Annotated in this window: 15 protein-coding genes and 1 pseudogene; 5 read left to right on the forward strand and 11 right to left on the reverse strand. The window is 69.5% G+C overall.

The features are described 5' to 3' along the window. Nucleotides 1–11: 11 nt before the first annotated feature. Nucleotides 12–2906 (reverse strand): ribonucleoside-diphosphate reductase subunit alpha, encoded by a 2895-nt coding sequence (locus KOI47_RS14645; RefSeq protein ID WP_216216507.1) that lies wholly within the window; start codon nt 2904–2906, stop codon nt 12–14. A 545-nt stretch (nt 2907–3451) separates the two neighbouring features. Between KOI47_RS14645 and KOI47_RS14650 the strand changes: the two genes are divergently transcribed. After that, complete coding sequence (locus tag KOI47_RS14650; RefSeq protein ID WP_232376743.1) at nt 3452–4015, forward strand: snapalysin family zinc-dependent metalloprotease; 564 nt, start codon at nt 3452–3454, stop codon at nt 4013–4015. Here the strand turns inward: KOI47_RS14650 and KOI47_RS14655 are convergent. The 10 genes and pseudogenes from KOI47_RS14655 to KOI47_RS14705 form a co-directional block, all read right to left on the reverse strand. After that, nucleotides 3988–5514 (reverse strand): flavin-containing monooxygenase, encoded by a 1527-nt coding sequence (locus KOI47_RS14655; protein WP_216216508.1) that lies wholly within the window; start codon nt 5512–5514, stop codon nt 3988–3990. The genes KOI47_RS14650 and KOI47_RS14655 overlap by 28 nt on opposite strands. After that, nucleotides 5511–6125, reverse strand: coding sequence for an acetoacetate decarboxylase family protein (locus KOI47_RS14660; protein ID WP_216216509.1), 615 nt, complete (start codon nt 6123–6125; stop codon nt 5511–5513). The genes KOI47_RS14655 and KOI47_RS14660 overlap by 4 nt, the downstream gene beginning before the upstream one ends. Before the next feature lie 6 nt (nt 6126–6131). Then, on the reverse strand, nt 6132–6971 hold the full coding sequence (locus KOI47_RS14665) for an enoyl-CoA hydratase-related protein (protein ID WP_216216510.1): 840 nt from the start codon (nt 6969–6971) through the stop codon (nt 6132–6134). Nucleotides 6972–7058: 87 nt separating this feature from the next. Next, a complete protein-coding gene (locus KOI47_RS14670) occupies nt 7059–7601 on the reverse strand; it encodes a hypothetical protein (protein WP_216216511.1) in 543 nt (180 codons plus the stop codon). Between the two features lie 101 nt (nt 7602–7702). Beyond that, entirely contained in the window at nt 7703–8485 is a 783-nt protein-coding gene (locus KOI47_RS14675; RefSeq protein WP_216216512.1) for a maleylpyruvate isomerase family mycothiol-dependent enzyme, read from the reverse strand. Nucleotides 8486–8614: 129 nt separating this feature from the next. Continuing rightward, entirely contained in the window at nt 8615–9043 is a 429-nt protein-coding gene (locus tag KOI47_RS14680) for a DUF5753 domain-containing protein (RefSeq protein ID WP_232376744.1), read from the reverse strand. Between the two features lie 68 nt (nt 9044–9111). Beyond that, nucleotides 9112–9315, reverse strand: a pseudogene (locus KOI47_RS36380) (hypothetical protein); the annotation flags it as partial. A 204-nt stretch (nt 9316–9519) separates the two neighbouring features. After that, nucleotides 9520–11019: an ABC transporter substrate-binding protein gene (locus KOI47_RS14695; protein WP_216216515.1), complete on the reverse strand. Its 1500-nt coding sequence runs from the start codon at nt 11017–11019 to the stop codon at nt 9520–9522. Beyond that, entirely contained in the window at nt 11016–13022 is a 2007-nt protein-coding gene (locus tag KOI47_RS14700; protein WP_216216516.1) for a hypothetical protein, read from the reverse strand. Before KOI47_RS14700 ends, KOI47_RS14695 begins: the two co-directional genes overlap by 4 nt. Before the next feature lie 329 nt (nt 13023–13351). Next, on the reverse strand, nt 13352–14296 hold the full coding sequence (locus tag KOI47_RS14705) for an alpha/beta hydrolase (RefSeq protein WP_216216517.1): 945 nt from the start codon (nt 14294–14296) through the stop codon (nt 13352–13354). Nucleotides 14297–14429: 133 nt separating this feature from the next. Between KOI47_RS14705 and KOI47_RS14710 the strand changes: the two genes are divergently transcribed. Genes KOI47_RS14710 through KOI47_RS14725 form a run of 4 tightly spaced genes read left to right on the forward strand, consistent with a single transcriptional unit; the run spans nt 14430 to nt 19652 of the window. Next, nucleotides 14430–15218: a TIGR03084 family metal-binding protein gene (locus KOI47_RS14710; RefSeq protein WP_216216518.1), complete on the forward strand. Its 789-nt coding sequence runs from the start codon at nt 14430–14432 to the stop codon at nt 15216–15218. Next, a complete protein-coding gene (locus KOI47_RS14715; RefSeq protein WP_216216519.1) occupies nt 15215–16909 on the forward strand; it encodes an acyclic terpene utilization AtuA family protein in 1695 nt (564 codons plus the stop codon). Before KOI47_RS14710 ends, KOI47_RS14715 begins: the two co-directional genes overlap by 4 nt. After that, complete coding sequence (locus KOI47_RS14720) at nt 16906–18057, forward strand: acyl-CoA dehydrogenase family protein (protein WP_216216520.1); 1152 nt, start codon at nt 16906–16908, stop codon at nt 18055–18057. The genes KOI47_RS14715 and KOI47_RS14720 overlap by 4 nt, the downstream gene beginning before the upstream one ends. Beyond that, complete coding sequence (locus KOI47_RS14725; protein WP_216216521.1) at nt 18054–19652, forward strand: acyl-CoA carboxylase subunit beta; 1599 nt, start codon at nt 18054–18056, stop codon at nt 19650–19652. Before KOI47_RS14720 ends, KOI47_RS14725 begins: the two co-directional genes overlap by 4 nt. The last annotated feature ends 8 nt before the right edge of the window (nt 19653–19660 follow it).

Genomic DNA, 19660 nt, shown 5'->3' on the forward strand with positions numbered 1-19660 from the left:
AGCTTTCCGGGTTACTGGCAGGCTTCGCAGTCGGGGTCGTCGATCCGGCAGGCGGCCGGTTCCTCGGCGGTGGCCGAGGGCGGGTTCGGCGCGGGGCTCGGCGACGGCGAAGGGGAGGGGCTCGGCGACGGGCTCGGGGTGGCGGGCGGCGGGGTGGCCGACACCGCGTTCAGCTTGCCGTCGGTGCCGCGCAGGGTGCTCTTCTCCACATGCGTCGCCGACTGCGCGCGCAGGTAGTAGGTGGTCTTCAGCCCCTTGTGCCAGGCGTAGCGGTACAGCTGGTCCAGCTTGCGGCCGCTGGGCGCGGCGATGTAGAGGTTGAGCGACTGCGCCTGGTCGATCCACTTCTGCCTGCGCGAGGCCGCGTCCACCAGCCACTTGCTGTCCACCTCGAACGCCGTGGCGAACAGCGCCTTGAGCTCCTGCGGGACCCGGTCGATCTCGCCGAGGCTGCCGTCGAAGTACTTCAGGTCGGAGACCATCACCTCGTCCCACAGCCCCTGCTCCTTGAGGCTGCGCACCAGGTGCGGGTTGACCACGGTGAAGTCGCCGGACATGTTCGACTTGACGAACAGGTTGCGGAACTGCGGCTCGATCGACTGCCCGACGCCGCAGATGTTCGAGATCGTCGCCGTCGGTGCGATCGCCATCACGTTGGAGTTACGCATCCCCACGGTCCGCACCCGCTGACGCAGCGTGTCCCAGTCCATTGTGGACGACATGTCGATCTCGAGGTCGTCCCCCTGCCGCGCCTCGGCCAGCAGCCGCAACGAGTCGATCGGCAGGATGCCCTTGCTCCACAGCGAGCCCTCGAAGGTGGCGTACTGGCCGCGCTCGGCGGCCAGGTCCACCGAGGCGGAGATCGCGTGGTAGCTGATGTGCTCCATGCTGCGGTCGGCGAACTCCACGGCCTCCTCCGAGGACAGCGGAAGGCCCAGCTCGAACAGCGCGTCCTGGAAGCCCATCAGGCCCAGCCCGATCGGCCGGTGCCGCAGGTTGGACCGGCGTGCCTCCGGGATGGTGTAGAAGTTGATGTCGATCACGTTGTCCAGCATCCGCACCGCGGTCTTCACCGTGCGCTCCAGCCGCTCGCTGTCCAGCCCCTCCTGCGTGACGTGCGCCAGCAGGTTCACCGACCCGAGGTTGCACACCGCGACCTCGTCGGCGCTGGTGTTCAGGGTGATCTCGGTGCACAGGTTGGAGGAGTGCACCACCCCGGCGTGCTGCTGCGGCGAGCGCAGGTTGCACGGGTCCTTGAAGGCGATCCACGGGTGCCCGGTCTCGAACAGCATGGTCAGCATCCGGCGCCACAGCTCCACCGCGCGCACCTGGCGGAACACCTTGATCTCACCGCGCTGCGCCTTGGCCTCGTACTCGCGGTAGCGCTCGGCGAAGGCGTTGCCGTAGAGGTCGTGCAGGTCCGGGGTCTCGTTCGGGGAGAACAGTGTCCAGGTGCCGTCCGCCTCGACCCGGCGCAGGAACTCGTCCGGCACCCAGTTCGCGGTGTTCATGTCGTGCGTGCGCCTGCGGTCGTCGCCGGTGTTCTTGCGCAGGTCGAGGAACTCGTCGATGTCGATGTGCCAGGTCTCCAGGTAGGCACAGGCCGCGCCCTTGCGCTTACCGCCCTGGTTCACCGCCACCGCGGTGTCGTTGGCGATCTTCAGGAAGGGCACGACCCCCTGGGACTGGCCGTTGGTGCCCTTGATGTGCGCGCCGAGGCCGCGCACCGGGGTCCAGTCGTTACCCAGCCCGCCGGAGTACTTCGCCAGCAGCGCGTTGTTCTTGTACGCCTGGAAGATCGAGTCCAGGTCGTCGTCGACGGTGGTCAGGAAGCAGGAGGACAGTTGCGGGCGGGTGGTGCCGGAGTTGAACAGGGTCGGCGTGGACGCCATGAAGTGGAACGAGGACAGCAGCTCGTAGAACTCGACGGCCCGCGCCTCCCGGTCCTGCTCGCGGACCGCGAGACCCATCGCCACCCGCATGAAGAAGGCCTGCGGCAGCTCGAACCGGGTGCCGTCGTGGTGCAGGAAGTAGCGGTCGTACAGCGTCTGCAGGCCGAGGAAGCCGAAGTCCAGGTCACGCTCGGCCCGGATGGCAGCGGTGATCCGGTCCAGGTCGAAGGAGCCCAGCTCCGGGTCCACCAGCTCCAGCTCGATCGCCCGGCGCAGGTAGTCGCGGAAGTACTGGCCGTACTCGGCGGCCATCTCGTCCTGGTTGGCCAGCCGGGGGCGGCCGGAGAGGTAGCTCAGCGCCTCGGCCCTGAGCCGGTCCAGCAGCAGCCGGGCACTGACGTAGGAGTAGTTCGGCTCCTGCTCCACCAGGGTGCGGGCGGCCATGATCTGGGCCAGCGCCAGCTCGTCGGAGCTGATCCCGTCGTAGAGGTTGCGCCGGGTCTCGGTGAGCACCGGCTCGGCGGAGACGTCGGCCAGCCCGGCCACGGCCTGGCCGACCACATGCGTGACCCGGTCCCAGTCCAGCGGGGCGGTGCCGCCCTGGGGGTCGCGGACCATGATCTCCGCCTCGGCCCGCTTCGGCCGGGCGGCCTCCCGCGCCCTGGTGCGCTCGTCCCGGTACAGCACGTACGCGCGGGCCACCTTGTGGTGCTCGCCGCGCATCAGTGCCAGCTCGACCTGGTCCTGGATCTGCTCGATATGCACGGTCACCTCGGCGCCCGCGTGCCGCAGCAGGGACGCCTCGACCTGCGCGGTGAGCTCGGCCACCAGGTGGTGGATGCGTGAGGATGCGGCCGCGTCGTCCCCCTCGACCGCAAGGAATGCCTTGGTCATGGCCACCGAGATCTTGTTCGCGTCGAAGGGCGACACGCTGCCGTCTCTGCGGATCACCCGCACCGGGACCTCGGTCGAACCGGCTGTCGACGGCGGTCGCTGACTTGTCTCAATGGACATGCGTGACTCCAAAGGCGCGTTCGGTCGGCACGCCGGCCCCTCCGGCGTGCTGGGCTGCACGGTGCATGACTGCGGCCGACACCGGGAACGAGAGCCTCGTGCGGCCGGCGTCCGGCCGATGAGGCCGTCCGCCAGGTCCACGCACCGCCGAACGAGGCGCTCGGACCACTGTCCCGCAGGTCGGAGCGATCATCCCCGCACCCGCGAGCTGTCGGTGCCCAGAGACTACATGTAGGGGTCGGACTCTGCACGGGACCCAACACCTGGCGCGTCGGCATGTCTTTGGTAGATGGTCCCGAAGATCACCCGTGCGGGTCACCCGGGCGGCGGGAGGCCAGGTGCCGGGTGTATAGGGACGTCGCCGCCGCCCGGCCGGGCGAGATCAACGGTCGTTATGCCGATCGTATATGTGCGCATTCGTTGATGCATTTCGTGGCATTATCTACAATTCTAGTCGCCCGGTTCAGGATTCGGTAATACTCGATTCAGTTCCGAATCCGGCTTCGGGTATTCCCTGCACCCCTGCAATTGCAAGGAGACCCCTCGTGTTCCCTCGTAGTCATGCGCGCAGGTTCCTCGGTGTGCTGATCGGCGTGCTGGCCGTGTTCGGTGTTCAGCTGACCGCCACGACCACGGCGCAGGCCTCCCCGGAGGCCCTGGCCAGGACGGTGTACTACAGCGCGAGCGCCTATTCCGCCGAGGCGGACCGGTCCGCGCAGATCTGGAACAACGCGGCGCCGAACCTGAACCTGGTGCGTGGCGGCAACGCCTCCATCCGGATCTACGCGACCACCGGCGGCGGTTCCCGTGCCTACCCGTGCGGCCTCGGCTGCGCGACCATCTACATCGACCGCAACGATGTCGCGCGGGGACACTACGCCCTGCGGATCGTCGCGCACGAGATCGGGCACGGCCTCGGGCTGCGGGACAACTACAACGGCATCTGCTCGTACCTGATGTCCGGCGGCAGCGCGGGAACCTCCTGCCGCAACCCGTATCCGAACGCCCAGGAGTCCGCCAGGGTGAACCAGCTGTTCGGCCGGTACGGGACCGCGGCGGTGGACCGGGTCGGCGCCGGTGTCTACGACCGGAGCCTGGTGTCCCACTGAGAGAGCGTCCGCGCGGTGGTCCCTCTGGCGGCAGCCGGGGGACCACCGACGCGGTAGCTGGTCAGGTCGAGGCGCCGGGTGCGCCTGCGGTACTCCCAGGTGCGTCCCGGCCAGTTCGTCACCACCCTGCCGTGCTCGTTGCGGTACCAGCTGCTGCACCGGGTCCACACCGAACCGGCGAGCCGCCGCTGGATCTCGGTGTCCCAGTGCCGCTCCTGTTCCGGCCGCACGTCCAGGTACCGCCCAGGGTGCGCGGCGAGGTGCTGCACCGCCTGGCGGATGTAGCGCGCCTGGCTTTCCAGCATGTAGATGATGGAGCCGCCACCGAGGTTGGTGTTCGGCCCGTACATCAGGAACATGTTGGGGAACTCGGGAACACTGATGCCCAGGTAGGCGCGGGCGCCCCGGCTCCATCGCTCGGTCAGCGGTGCGCCACCCAGCCCGTGGATCTCCATCGGCCCGAGCATGTCCACAGTGGCGAACCCGGTGCCGTAGATGATCACGTCCGCGGGGTGCTCGGTCCCGTCCCCGGTGCGCACCCCCGCCGGGGTGATGCCGGTGATCCGGTCGGTCACCACGGCCACGTTCGGCCGGGTGAGCGCGGGTAGGTAGTCGTTGCTGAACAGCACCCGCTTGCAGCCCAGCTCGTAGTCCGGGGTGAGCCGCGCGCGCAACCGCGGGTCGGGGACGCTGTCGCGAAGGTGTTTCCTGGTCTGCCAGGAGAACAGGGGAGTGAGGCGCTGCCAGCGGGAAAGGCACTGCTGCGCGAACTCGGCGTAGAGCCAGAAACCGAGCCGGTCGAGCTGTTGCAGCGGCGGGATCAGCCGGAAGATCCGGTGCGGCCAGCGGGCATAGCCGTGGTCGCGCCGGGGCAGGACGTAGGGAGCCGAACGCTGGAACACGGTCAGCTGCCGTACTGCCGGCTGGATCTCGGGGACGAACTGCACGGCACTGGCGCCGGTGCCGATGACGGCGACCCGCTTGCCGGTCAGGTCGTGCTCGTGGTCCCACCGCGCCGAGTGGAAGGAGTGCCCGTGGAAGCTGTCGATCCCTGGCAGCCGGGGGAGAGCAGGCCGGGACAGCTGGCCCACCGCGGGGATGAAGGCGGCCGCGGTGAAGGTGCCGCCTTCCGCCGTGTGCACCCGCCAGTGTCCGGTGGTCTCGTCGAACCGGGCCGCGTCCACCTCCATGCCGAACCTGATGTGCTCCAGCACGCCGTACTTGCGTGCGGTACGGGCGAGGTAGGCGTGGATGTCGCGCTGGCAGGCGTAGCGGCGCGGCCAGCGTTCGGTGCGTTCGAAGGAGAAAGAGTACAGCGGGGACGGTACGTCGCAGGCCGCGCCGGGATACGTGTTCTCCCGCCACACCCCGCCAAGGTCGGCCGCCCGCTCCAGGATGACGAAGTCGTGCATCCCGGCGCGTTTCAGCTCGATGGCCATCGCGACACCGCCGAAGCCCGCGCCGACGATCAGCGCGGTGGTGTGCCCGGTCGCGGTCATTCCCTGGCTCCGAAGTGGAGGTCGAAGTCCTTGAGCTGGGCGCTGAACAGCGGCTTGCGCCCGGCGAGGTAACCGAGCGGACCGTCCGGGTTGAGGTTCCAGCTCGCGGTGGCGAGGCGGGGCCTGCCGCGGGCGCGCACCGGGCTGCGCCGTACGACGCCGCCTGCGGACTGCGTGACGGTGAACCGGCTCGGCGTGCTCACCGGCGGACCCGACCGGGGCACGAAGGCGGCGGTCGCGATCCAGTCGGAGCCGGTGGCCGCCGTGCCGGTGAAGGCACGACCGTGGTGGAACTCGAAACCGGCTGGCTCCTTCGGGATGCCCCACAACTCCCGGCCCCCGGCGAGGGATGCCTCGCTGTCCACCCAGATCTCGGTGACCGTCGCGGTGGTGCCCGGACCGCGGACCGCGACGCAGGCCAGCAACTCGTGATAGGACAGCTGCCCGCCCTGCTGGTAGTCGATCCAGGCGGTGACCACCAGTGCCCTGCCCAGCACGACGATCGGGTCTACTTCGGACGGAACGCGAGGCAGCTCAGCGGCTGGCACCTGCCAGGTGGAAAGGTAGGCCTGCCCGGTCAGGTGCCAGGGTTGTGGTGGGTACTCGGGCATCGGCGCTCACTCCCGCAGCCAGGGCAGGTAGTCGGGCAGGTCGGCGTTCACTTTCAGGCCGAACTCCGGTTGGCGCTTCTGCAGGAAGGACAACACGCCCTCGACCGAGTCCGGGTTGTGCATGATCCCCGCGATGAGCTTGGAGTCCAGCTCGTGCACCGGAAACGGTGAGTCCATACTGGACATACGGTAGAGCAGCTGCCGGGTGACGGCAACCGAGACGGGTGCGGTGTTCGCGGCCAGGTCGGCGGCCAGCTCGTAGGCCCGGTCCAGCAGTTCCTCCGGTGGGTGCAGCCGGTGTACCAGCCCGGCGGCCTCGGCCTCCTCGGCATCGAACACCCGGCCGCTGATCATCCAGTCCATCGCCCGGCCCATGCCGACCAGGCGAGGCAGGAACCAGGCCGAGGCACCCTCCGGGTAGATCCCACGGCGCACGAACACGAAGCCGAACCTGGCGTCGGTGGTGGCGAGCCGGTAGTCGGCGGACAGCGTGATCGTGAGGCCGCCGCCGATGGCCGCACCGCGGATGGCGGCGATCACCGGCTTGTTCATCGTGAAGATCCGCTTGGAGCAGCGGCCCGCGGGCTCCTGCCACTGCGGGTCGGGCCCCTGTTCGGCGTCGAAGTCGAAACCACCCTGGGAGAGGTCGGCGCCCACGGAGAAGTCCGGACCCTCGCCGGTGAGTACGACGACCCTGACCTCCTCGTCGTTGTCGGCGCGGTCGAAGGCCTCGGCCAGTTCGTCGGCCATGCGCACGGTGTAGCCGTTGCGCGCCTCCGGGCGGTTCAGCGCGACCGTGGCGATCCGGTCGGCTACCGCGTAGGTGATCTCGGCGTACTCGGTCACGCTGTCTCCTTCGACGGGCGAGTACCGCCACGGTATTGCACCGGCACCTTGCTGGCAACCTGTCAATAAGCGCGCAGATCCGTTCGTTCACCTTGGCGTAGCGGATGGAGCTGTCGCGACCCCCTGCATACAGGCGGCATGCTCACCGGCAGGCTCCGCGCAGGGCTCGCCCGGCACGATGTTCACCGGCGACCAGTACACCGGGAACCGTGCCACCAGCCCTTCCTCGGTGCGGATCACCTCGAAGTCGGTCTGGTACCGGCTGCCGTCCGTGCGGGTGCCGGTGAGTTCCAGGATGAGCTCCGGCTCGCCTTCCTGTCTGCGGGTGGCGGTCACCTCCGGTGGGCGCGGGCCGGGTTTCCACCCCTCCCTGCGGGCACTGTCCAGGAACTGTTCGCACATGTGCGGGTAATCAGGCAGGCGCTCGCACAGGGCCTGGTACTCGCCGGCCCGGCCGAGCCGGACGGCCTCGGCCAGCACCGCCTCCGCCTCGTCTCGCTGCACCGGTGACAGCGGCTCCGCCTCCTGGTGCTCCATGCCTTCATGCACGAGCACCGCCACGATCGCGAAGCCCAGGATCAGCGCGATCGCGATACCCGCGCGCATCCAGTCGCGGCGCGTTCCGGCCATCGGTGTTCCCCCTTGGGGTCGCCCCTTCGGACCAGAGTGTTTCGATGGGGAGCACCGAGGTCAATGGTGTACGGCTGGACTTCCTGGCCGGATGGCGCCGGTTACAGCGCCGAGCGGGTCAGCCAGTCGGTAAGGATCTCGGGTGAGCCGGTGCGCTCGACGCCCGGTTCGGCCCCTGCCCGGTTGTACTGGAATCGGTGCAGGTCGACAGCCCTGCCGCGGACCGTTGCCATGGCGGGCTCGGGTGGGTCGGCGTGCAGGTGCTCCCAGGTGTGGCCGTGTGGCCCGAGCCGGATCAGCCAGTGCACGCCGGCGTCGGTGGCGTGCAGGTGCACCGTCTCACCCGTGCCCCGCAGGTCGGGTGGCCCGTCCCGGAACGGGTGCCCGAAGGGCAGCAGGTAGAGCAGTTCGTCGATGCCGTCGACGGCGGAATCGGGGTCGCCACTGGGCTGGACGCCCGCCGCGATATCGAGGTCGATCCGGTGCACCATTGTCTCGTGCAGCATGCGTCGCGGCCAGAAGTTCGCCCGCTGGTTGTCGGTGAACGACCAGGCGGGACCTTCGGGATCGGCGGAACGCAACGTGTCGGGCAGCGGGGCCGCCATCCTGCCCAGCCAGTCACCGAAGCCCGCCCATTCGGCGGGGACATCGCGTCCGAACTGGGTGAACTCCACCGGTTCGGTCGCCTGGTCGCGGACCGTCCGGTCGACCCAGCGGTGGATCATGCCGAGATGCGTCGCGACATCCCTCGCCGTCCACTGCGGGCAGGTGGGGACCGGCGTGTCGGCGTCGATCGTGCCGACCCGCTCGGCGACACGGCCGATCTCCATCGCGACTCGGGCACAGTAGGACTCGTGGTCAAGGGCATGGCACGGCTGATTCATGCGGTGTTCCTCCGGTCACGGGCCGTGAAAGTGGGCACGGCAGAAGCGTGCCGACCGCGAGGATGACCGGCCAACTTCGGGTGTGCCCTCTTTCCGCCGCGCGGAGGAAACCTGGTGGCCTGCCGAGCGTCAGCCGAGGTTCGGTGGCAGGTCGAATATGCTCGTCAGCGGACCGAGGGCCTTGGTGCGGACATCGTCGAAGTTCGCGAGCGCTTCATTCACCGCCGAGTCCCGCTCGAAAAACTGGTCGCCGATGGTGGTGTTCACGCTGGCGATCTGCGGGATCGAGGCGTCGGAGGTGTAGCTGGTGACGGTGGCACCGATGAAGTAGTGCTCCCGGGCGCTCAACGGCAGTACCTGCACGGTGACGTTCGGCCGTTCCCGGCACAGCCCGGCCACATGCCGCAGTTGCGTGCGCATCACCTCCGGGCCACCGATGTTCTTGCGCAGCGCGGCCTCGCCGAGCACGGCCCACAGCCGGAGCGGCTGGTGGTCGCGGGTGAGTACGTTCGCGAGGTCCAACCGGAAGCGCAGTCGGGTCTCCAGGACGTCGTCCATTGGCGCGCCGTAAGCCGCAGCAGCGCGGTGAGGTCGCCGTGGCTGATCTTGGTCCGGCCCTGCTCGATGTTGCTGACCTTCGTGGTCGTCCAGCCAAGCGTGCCCGCGGCGTCCTCCCTGGTCACGCTGGCCTCGGTGCGCATCCGCTTCAGCGTGGTGCCGATCTGGATGCGCTCGGCGGGAGGTCTGCGCAACCTGCTCAGCACCGGCGCCAAGGCGCTGGAAGCGCTTCGTGCGAAAGCTGCCGAAGCCCCGGCCTGAGGCGAACTCATGGAGTAGCGCTGCCGGTGACATCGTCGTGGACGAGGAAGCCCGCGAGGGGCTGGCCGGATACTCGGTGACGGGCTGGCTCCTTTCACCGCGTGGCCATGGGTAACCGAGGCATAGCCACAAAACGGGCAAACTCGCCTACGCGGGAAGCAAACTCGCCTACGTGAGCGGCAAACACGGTTACCTGGGCGGCCAATACGGTGAGGTCAGCTCCCGCCGCTGGGCGTGGAGAGCTGGACGTACTCGGGTGTGTCATCCAGCCGCACCCGCAGGATCGGGACCGCCTTGTTCACCGGGTCGCCCCGTTCGTCGAAGGAGATCATGCCGCTGGCGCCGGGCACGGCCAGTTCGCCATGCAGCCGGTTCCTTGCCTGGAGCACGTCCCGCGCCGTCACCGTCTCCGGGGCGGCCCGTGGGATGTTGCGGATCGCCCACACCACGGTGACCACCGCGTCGTGCCCGAGGATGGCGATCCCGTCGTCCAGCCGCTCCCCAGCGAACACCTCGCGGAAGCAGTGTTCGCATTTCGGATCCGGATTCTGGAAGCCGTCGACCACGGCGGGGTTGAACGCCTGTGGCTCGTTCCGCCACGCGTCGGGATGTGCCAGACCCGGACCCAGCACGGTGACATCGGTCTGCAGGCCACGGCGCATCTCCGGGCCCGGCGGCCCGACCTGCGCCAGATCACCGGTCAGCACCGTGACCGGCCGGTCGAGACACGGACGTTGTGCCAGCGCCGCCACGAACGCGGGGAGGTGGTTCTCCCTGCCGGCGAAGTACACCACCTCCGCCTCGTTCCCGCAGATGTTCGGCATCATCTGCAGGAACGTGTTCTCGATTCCCGGTAGGCTGGAGTCGTACACCTCGGTGCGGCCGACGATCCGGTGTGTGTCGTCCGCGAACGTGTCGGTGAACGCCGTGACCAGCGTCTGTGGGTACAGGTCACCGGGGTTGGCGTCCTGCACGATCGTGGCCGTGTGTGCCGTCGAGCGAACGTAGTCCGCGGCTGCCGCACCATAGGTGGAGCTCGTCGGGGAAACCCGCAGGAAACCGGGAACCTCGGAGAACTCGTCGGCGGCCAGGTGCGAGGCGACGACCGGAATCCGGTGCTGCGACAACCGCTCGATGGCATCTCGCGCGGTGTCCAGGCTCAGCCCGATTCCGGTGACCGCGACCAGGCGCTCGCTCTCCACTCGCCCGATGAGGTCGTCCACCACGGGTTCCCAGTGGTTCAGCCTGCTGCCGGGATTGGCCAGCAGCAGCCGGATCCGCGGGCTGCTTCCCCAGGTCGCGGTGCGGTTGGCGCGGCGCTGCGCGAGGTGGGCGCCCTGGAGTTGATGCCGCACCCACTCGGCGGAGACGATGTCGTTCCCGGTCAGGGTCATCGGCAGCAGCACCGCGACGGTCACGTAGGGGTAGTCGTCCGAGTCAGCGGCATCCTTGACGACCTGTTCGTTTTCGGCGCGGATGGCCTCGGTCACGCCGGTGAGCTGCGGGGAGAACACGTAGCTGCCGTCGGTGACGCCGACACATTCCGAGTTCTCGCCCCGCTTCCGCACCCCGTCCCCGCACCTGCTCTCGATCTCCGGCACGACGACGAACACGGCGACGAGGGCGACGGCCAGCAGCAGCGCACCCCCGCCGGCCAGCAGCCACTTCGACCAGGCCGGCCGGGGTGGTCTGATCCGGCCACTCCCTGCGGTCATCGGTACCTCTCCGCCCTCTCGTGCAACAGGATCGATCCCCGGCCTCGACCGTGCGCCAGCTGGTGGAAGCCACCTTCGATCGTGGAGTTCAACGTCCCGCCGGGGTCGCCGAGCGGGTCGGCGGCGATCCATAACGAGACGACCAGCCAGGAAAGGGTGGTCTCCAGGTCGCCTGCGGCGTTCCCGGCATGCGACTCCAACTGGTCGTATGGTTCGGCGGTCTTGTCCAACCGGTTGGGTGCCGCGGTGATGAGGTCGAGTTCGGCGAGCCACGCCTCGGCGGCGGTCACATCGAACTCCGCGTTCTGGTCGTCCACGAACGGCGCGCTCAGGTACCTGACCACCGCGGCGACGTTGCCCAGTGCCAGATCGTGATAGCGCGCCGCCAGAACCCTGCCGCTCTTCTCGTAGAAGTCCCGGCACCGGGTGTGCACCCGATCCCAGTTCAGCGGGTGGTCCTCGCTACGGGAGGCCAGCTCCTGCAACAGGATCCGGCGCAGCCAGGGATGCAGCACGTACTGGAACTCCTGCTGGCCCGGTTCGGCACGCAACCACAGCAGATCGCCGAGCTCCTTGAACAGCGCGCCTTCCTCCGCCGGGTTGCGCAGGTCGACGATATCCTTGTGAAACAACGTCTCCACATCGCGTGCGGCGCTCGCGGTGACCAGGTCCTGGCGGCTCGGCACGGAGAAGTCCTGCAGCAGGTAGGCCCGCGCCGCGGCGGACAGTGTCGTCGCGGCGCCGTCCTCGTCCGTGGTCCGGGCCTGCAACATGCCGCGGAGCTCGCCGGGGCTACGGGTGTGATCATGGTGCGTGACCGCGGCGACGACGGTGGAGACGGCGCCCGGATGTCCGTCGGTGAGCCGGTGCAGGAATCGCGGCAGCCGGGACGTCGGGTGGATGTCGCTGCGGCTGGCGATGTCCACCACATCGTCCTCGGCCAGGGCACCGAGTTCGAGCAGGTACCAGGGGTACCACCGTGGCTCTGGCCGAGCCGATCCTTCCGCCCAGTCAAAATCCACATCGGACGGTTGCCGCGGGGCAGGCGTTCGCAGGCCGTTCGTCCGTTGTGTCGTCGGTCGCCCCGGCGGAGGGGCACCCCGCTGCGGGGTCAGCAGCGACCAGCCCTCGTTCCAGTCCGGGCTCCACTTCCGGCTGGTGGCGAGCACCACCAGCGGGTCGGCCTCGCCACCGCTGCGGTGGCGAGCCGCGGTCAGTGCCCGCAGGCAGGCCTGACCACCGGGTGTGTGCGCGTTGTCCAGCAGGACGACACTGTTGAGGGTGCGACGGGAACGGTTGATGCCGTGGTAGGCTTGTCGTAGGTCGGCGAGGAAGGCATCGCAGAAGGTGGCGTCGGCGGCGGCGCGGTCCTCCTCGTCGCCCTGCGCCTGCTTGGCTATCTCGATGAGGAAGTCCTCGTGGTTGCCGGTGCCCCGGGGCAAATCCCTGATCTTGCCGGCCAAGCGCTGCCTGCCGTACCAGCCGAGGCCGCGCAGCAGCAGGTCGGTCGCCTCGGGCCAGCCCCTGAGTGCGCCGGCCGGGGCGACGCCGCCCGCCAGCCGCACAACGTCGACAATGGCCTCGCGATTGCGTTCCAGCGGCTGGTTGTCCGGCAGCAACTCCCGGACCTTGCGCAGAGCGGCCCGGCGGTCGCCAAGGTCAACCGAGCTGCTCACCACGAGCATGCACAGCCACAGCCGGGGGAAAGCCATGCGGCCGAACTGCTTCCAGCGCCTGCCGAGGTCGAACGCGAGGTGCCCGACCAGCTCGCCCGGCTGGATGTTCTCCCTGCCATGCCGCTCGAAGTCGAGGTTGGCGTGCGGAATCTCCGCACAGCGTGCGGCTACCGCCTCCAGCAGCGCGGACTTGCCGGTTCCCCGTGCGCCGAGAGCGACGACGATCGGTAACGCACGGCTTTGCCCATCCGGACGGGACAGCAGTTTCTCGACCAGGCTGCCGGTAACCGGGCCGAGGCCGGACAAGCGGGATACGCCAGCAGGCATCGGCCCCCCTTCCCCGCGCGGTTCCACTCCGACCGCGTCACCGTGAGTGCTCACTATAGGCGGTCGGTGAAACAACGTGCAGGGATTTCGGAGCCAACAAGCCGATGCCGTATCGGCCGAAAGCACGAACTCGCGGTGTTCTTCCTGGTAAGCGGATAACCCCTCAGGTACCGCGGAAATTTATCACCGTGGATATCGGTATGTTGTTAACCGGTTCGGGTCAATCCTGGTAAAGATCCGATAGATCTTCGACTCGCTCGCGGATGTGGGGAGCAAACGCGTGCGCGTAGACGGCAAACGCGTGCGCGTGGTTGGCAAACACGGTGGGGTTACGGGGTGGCGGTGCGCAGGAACTCGGCGGCGGAGCGGAGGGCTTCGCGGCCTTCCGGGACGAAGTCGGCGAAGGCCTGGAACACGTGGATCTGGCCGGGCCACACCTGGAGCTCGGTGGGGACGCCCGCGGCCTGTGCCGAGTCGGCGAGCCGTTGTGCGTCGCCGAGCAGGCATTCGGTGTCGCCGACCTGGATCAGCAGCGGCGGCCAGCCCGTCTTCTCCGCGCGCAGCACGTCCAGCCGGGGGTGCGCGACATCGACGCCGCGGGCGTAGGCGTCCCGGCACTTCTCGATATAGGACGGCGGGACGAAGGGGTCGCGGGACCCGGTATCCCTGCGGTGCAACTCGGTGAGGTCGAAGTCGATCCACGGGGACAGCAGCAGCGCCGCCGCCGGTTGCGGCAGGCCTTCGCGGGCGAGGTCCGCGAGCAGGCTCGCGGTGAGCTGCCCGCCTGCCGAGTCACCGGCCACGGTCACCTTCCCCGGCGGGAAACCCTTCGCCAGCAGTAGCCGGTACGCCGCCAGCGCGTCATCGGCCGCGGCAGGGAACGGGTGCTCCGGGGCGCGCCGGTAGTCCAGCAGGAACACTGGCATGCCCGTCCTCCTGGAGAGCCGGTAGGCCAGCGCCCGGTGTGAGCGCGGCGAGCCGAACACGAACCCGCCGCCGTGCAAGTACAGCACCACCCCGGCTGCCGGGCTGGCACCGGCCGCGCGCATCCACACCCCGCGCAGCGTCCCGTAGCGGGCGGGCCAGGCGCGGGTGCCACGGGGGAGCGGTTTCAGCCCCGCGCTGTCGGCGGTGCGGCGCAGCGCACGCAACTGGTAGCCCTGCGGGGAACTGCGGTCGCCGAGTGGTCGCACCCGGCTGGCGAACATCCGCCTGAGCTGCACACTCTGCGAGCTCGGCCGGGCGCTCGCCAGGTCGGTGCCGGTGGGTTGCATAGCGGATACCTCCCTGGACGAGCCCTTATTACTACACAGTAGGTTCGGTTGAGGCAAAACAAGCATGCACGCTTGATTTTTACTTGGCAGGGTGCCAAGCTCGCCGTAGACGGCACGAGGAGGTGGCAGCCCAGTGGCGGATCTCGGGGTGATCCTGGACGACCTCGCGGCCGAGAGCGGCGAGCTGGACGAGCTCGTGGCCGCCCTGCCCGCGGCGGAATGGTCCCGCCCGACCCCGGCGGCAGGCTGGACGATCGCGCACCAGATCGCCCACCTGGCCTGGACCGATGACGAGGCGCTGATCGCGGCGAGCCGCCCTGCCGAGTTCCCGGCCGAGGTGGAGCAGGCCCTCGCCGACCCCGCGTTCGTCGACACGGGTGCCGAGCGGGGCAGCAGGCTCCCACCCGCCGAGCTGCTGGACCGCTGGCGCCGCGGGCGCGCCGAGCTGGCGGCGGCGCTGGCGGTCGTGCCGGAGGGCACCAAGGTTCCGTGGTTCGGCCCGCCGATGAGTCCGGCCTCGATGGCCAGCGCGCGGATGATGGAGACCTGGGCGCACGGCCAGGATGTCGCCGACACGCTCGGCGTGCGCAGGGAACCCACCGGCAGGCTGTGGCATATCGCCCGGTTCGGGGTGCGTACCAGGGACTTCGCCTTCGGCCTCAACTCGCTGGCCCCACCAGCCGAGGAGTTCCGGGTGGAGCTGACCGCCCCGGACGGGGACACCTGGACCTTCGGCCCCGCGACGGCCGCCCAGCGGCTCACCGGCGGCGCGCTGGACTTCTGCCTGGTGGTCACCCAGCGGCGGCATCCTGCCGACACCGATCTGCGGCCCGAGGGCGAGGACGTGTGGCGGTGGCTCGGGATCGCCCAGGCCTTCGCCGGTCCACCCGGAAGCGGGCGAGAGGCAGGCCAGTTCACATGACCGACCCGATCCGCATCGGTAACGCCTCCGGTTTCTACGGCGACCGGTTCGCCGCGGTGCACGAGATGCTCACCGGCGGACCGCTGGATGTGCTGACCGGTGACTACCTCGCCGAGCTCACCATGCTGATCCTCGGCAGGGACCGGATGAAGAACCCGGAACGCGGCTACGCCAAGACCTTCCTCCGGCAGATGGAGGACAATCTCGCGCTGGCCAAGGAGAAGCGGGTCAAGATCGTGGTCAACGCGGGCGGCCTCAACCCGGCCGGGCTCGCGGCCGCACTGCGCGAGCTGGCGCAGCGGCTGGGCGTGGACACCGCCATAGCCCATGTCGAGGGCGACGATCTGCTCCCGCGGGCCGCAGAGCTTGGCTTCGGCAGCCCGCTCACCGCCAACGCCTACCTCGGCGCCTTCGGCATCGCGGAATGCCTGCGCGCGGGCGCGGACGTGGTGGTCACCGGCCGGGTCACCGACGCCTCCCTGGTGGCCGGGCCCGCCGCGGCCCACTTCGGCTGGCAGCGTACCGACCTCGACGCGCTGGCCGGCGCCGTCGCCGCAGGCCACATCATCGAATGCGGCGCTCAGGCCACCGGCGGCAACTACGCCTTCTTCGCCGAGCACGAGATCGGCACCCCCGGGTTCCCGATCGCCGAGGTGCACGCGGACGGCTCCAGCGTGATCAGCAAGCACCCCGGAACCGGTGGGATGGTCACCACCGGCACGGTCACCGCACAACTGCTCTACGAGATCACCGGCGCCCGTTACCCGGGCCCGGACGTCACCACCCGGTTCGACGCGCTCACCCTCACCGAGGAGGGCCCGGACCGGGTGCGGGTCACCGGCGCGCGCGGTGAGCCGCCACCCCCGGAGCTGAAGGTGTGCCTGAACACCGTGGGCGGGTTCCGTAACGAGGTCACCTTCGTGCTGACCGGCCTGGACATCGAGCGCAAGGCCGAGCTGGTACGCGCGCAGCTGGAGCGCGGGATCGCGGGCAACCGGCCCGCCGAGGTGCGCTGGCGGCTGGCCCGCACCGACCACGCCGACGCCGACACCGAGCAGCGCGCCAGCGCCCTGCTGCAGTGCGTGGTGAAGGACGCGGACGCGCAGGTGGCCGGGCGGGCGTTCAGCGGGGCCGCGATCGAGCTGGCGCTGGCCAGCTACCCCGGCTTCCATGTCACGGCCCCGCCGTCGGACGCCTCCCCGTACGGGGTCTATACCGCGGGCTTCGTGGCCGCAGGCGAGGTAGTGCATCTTGCGGTGCTGCCGGATGGATCCACAGTGGACATACCGCACGCCGAGTCGACCGCCGCCCTTTCGGAAGTGGCCGACCCGCCGCTGCCGGAGCCGCTACCAGCGGGCGCCACCCGGCGGGTGCCGCTGGGCACGATCGCCGCGGCCCGCAGCGGGGACAAGGGCGGCAGCGCGAACCTCGGCGTGTGGGTGCGCTCGGAAGCCGCGTGGCGCTGGCTGGCGCACACGCTGACCGTCGAGGAGTTCCGGCGGCTGCTGCCGGAGACCGCCACGCTGCCGGTGCGCCGGTACCTGCTGCCCAACCTGTACGCGCTGAACTTCGTGGTCGAGGACATCCTCGGCGAGGGGGTCTCCGCGCAGGCCCGGTTCGACCCGCAGGCCAAGGCGCTCGGCGAGTGGCTGCGGGCCCGGTATGTCGATATTCCGGAGGAGCTGCTGTGACCGACAAGCCTTTCGACACTCCGGAACGGCTGGAGCTGCGCAAGACGGTGCGGCGGTTCGTGGAGCGCGAGGTGCTGCCGCACCTTGACGACTGGGAACGTGCCGGGGAACTGCCAAGGGACCTGCACCGCAGGGCCGGTGAGATCGGGTTGCTCGGCCTCGCCTTCCCGGACGGCGCCGGTGGCGGCGGCGGGGACTACCTGGACGCGCTGACGGTGACCGAGGAGATCCACTACGCCGGCGGCTCCGGCGGCCTGATCGCCTCCCTGTTCACCTGCGGGATCGCCGTGCCGCATATCGTCACGGCCGGGGATCCCGCACAGATCGAGCGCTGGGTGCGGCCTGCCCTTGCCGGGGAGCTGATCGGCTCGCTGGCGGTGACCGAGCCGGACGGCGGCTCGGACGTGGCCTCGGTCCGCACCACCGCCCACAGGGACGGGGACCATTACCTGGTCAACGGGTCCAAGACCTTCATCACCTCCGGTGCGCGCGCCGACTTCGTGACCACCGTGGTGCGCACCGGGGAACCAGGTGCGCACGGCCTGTCCCTGTTGGTGGTGGAGCGGGGCACGCCAGGGTTCACGGTCACCCGCAGGCTGGAGAAGATGGGCTGGAACTGCTCGGACACCGCCGAGCTGTCCTATGCGGACGTACGGGTTCCGGCGGAGAACCTGGTCGGCCAGGAAGGAAGCGGGTTCGGGCAGCTGGCTACCCACTTCGTCACCGAGCGGCTTTCCCTTGCCGTGCAGGCCTATGCCACCGCGCAGCGGGCGCTGGACCTCACCCTGGACTGGTGCCGGCTGCGGGAGACCTTCGGCAGGCCGTTGATCTCCCGGCAGCTGGTACAGCACAAGCTGGTCGAGATGGCGCGCAGGGTGGACGTGGCGCGCGGCTACACCCGCCAGGTCGCGCTGCGGCACGTGGCGGGCGAGGACGTGATCGCCGAGGCCTGCTTCGCCAAGAACACCGCGGTCGAGGCGGGGGAGTGGGTGGTGAACGAGGCGGTGCAGCTGCACGGCGGCCTCGGCTACCTGCGTGAGGCCGAGGTGGAACGGCACTACCGCGACATCCGGATACTCGGCATCGGCGGCGGGACCAACGAGATCCTGGCCGGCCTTGCCGCGAAACGATTGGGATTTCACGCATGACCGTGTGGAAGTCCGTAGTGGACACGGGATCCCCCGACTTCGCCGCGAACCGGGAGGCCATGCTGGAGAAGCTGGCCGAGGTCGAGGCCGAGCACGCCAAGGCGATCGAGGGCGGCGGGGAGAAGTACGTCCAGCGGCACCGCGAGCGGGGCAAGCTGCTCGCCCGCGAGCGGATCGAGCTGCTGATCGACGAGGACTCGGCGTTCCTGGAGCTGTCCCCGCTGGCCGCATGGGGCTCGGACTACCGGGTCGGCGGCAGCATGATCACCGGGATCGGCGTGGTCGAGGGCGTCGAATGCATGATCATCGCCAGCGACCCCACGGTGAAGGGCGGGGCGATGAACCCGCACAGCCTGAAGAAGGGCTTCCGCGCCGCGGACATCGCCGAGCAGAACCGGCTGCCCACGATCAACCTGGTCGAGTCAGGGGGCGCCGACCTTCCGGCGCAGAAGGAGATCTTCATCCCCGGCGGGCGCACCTTCCGTGACCTCACCCGCTCCTCGGCGCGCAAGATACCCACCGTGGCGCTGGTGTTCGGCAACTCCACCGCCGGTGGCGCCTACCTGCCGGGGATGTCGGACTACGTGGTGATGGTCAAGGAGCGCGCCAAGGTGTTCCTCGGCGGCCCGCCGCTGGTGAAGATGGCCACCGGGGAGGAGTCCGACGACGAGTCCCTCGGCGGGGCGGAGATGCACGCCCGCACCTCGGGCCTCGCCGACTACCTCGCGGTGGACGAGCAGGACGCCATCCGGCTGGGCCGCGGCATCATCCGCAGGCTGAACTGGCACAAGCAGGGACCGGCACCGAAACCGGACTACGAGGAGCCGCGCTACGACACCGAGGACCTGGTCGGCATCGTGCCGCCCGACCTGAAGGTGCCCTTCGAGCCGCGCGAGGTGATCGCCCGCGTGGTGGACGGCTCCGACTTCGACGAGTTCAAACCGCTGTACGGCAGCAGCCTGGTCACCGGCTGGGCGCAGGTGCACGGCTACCCGGTCGGCATCCTCGCCAACGCGCAGGGCGTGCTGTTCAGCGAGGAGTCGCAGAAGGCCACCCAGTTCATCCAGCTGGCCAACTCCAGCGACACCCCGCTGATCTTCCTGCACAACACCACCGGCTACATGGTCGGCAAGTCCTACGAGCAGGCCGGGATCATCAAGCACGGCGCGATGATGATCAACGCGGTGTCCAACTCCGCCGTGCCGCACATCTCGGTGCTGATGGGCGCCTCCTACGGGGCGGGGCACTACGGCATGTGCGGCCGGGCCTACGACCCGCGGTTCCTGTTCGCCTGGCCCAGCGCGAAGTCCGCGGTGATGGGCGCCCAGCAACTCGCCGGAGTGCTGTCCATCGTGGCCAGGCAGGCGGCGGCGAGCAGGGGCCAGGACTACAGCGAGGAGAACGACGCCGCCATGCGCGCCATGGTCGAGGGCCAGATCGAGGCCGAGTCGCTGCCGATGTTCCTGTCCGGGATGCTCTACGACGACGGGATCATCGACCCGCGGGACACCAGGACGGTGCTCGGGCTCAGCCTCTCCGCGATCCACAACGGACCAGTCAAGGGCGCCGATGGTTTCGGCGTCTTCCGGATGTAGGGGGACGC

Origin of the sequence: Amycolatopsis aidingensis, from assembly GCF_018885265.1 — a bacterium.
GTDB classification, from domain to species: Bacteria; Actinomycetota; Actinomycetes; order Mycobacteriales; family Pseudonocardiaceae; genus Amycolatopsis; species Amycolatopsis aidingensis.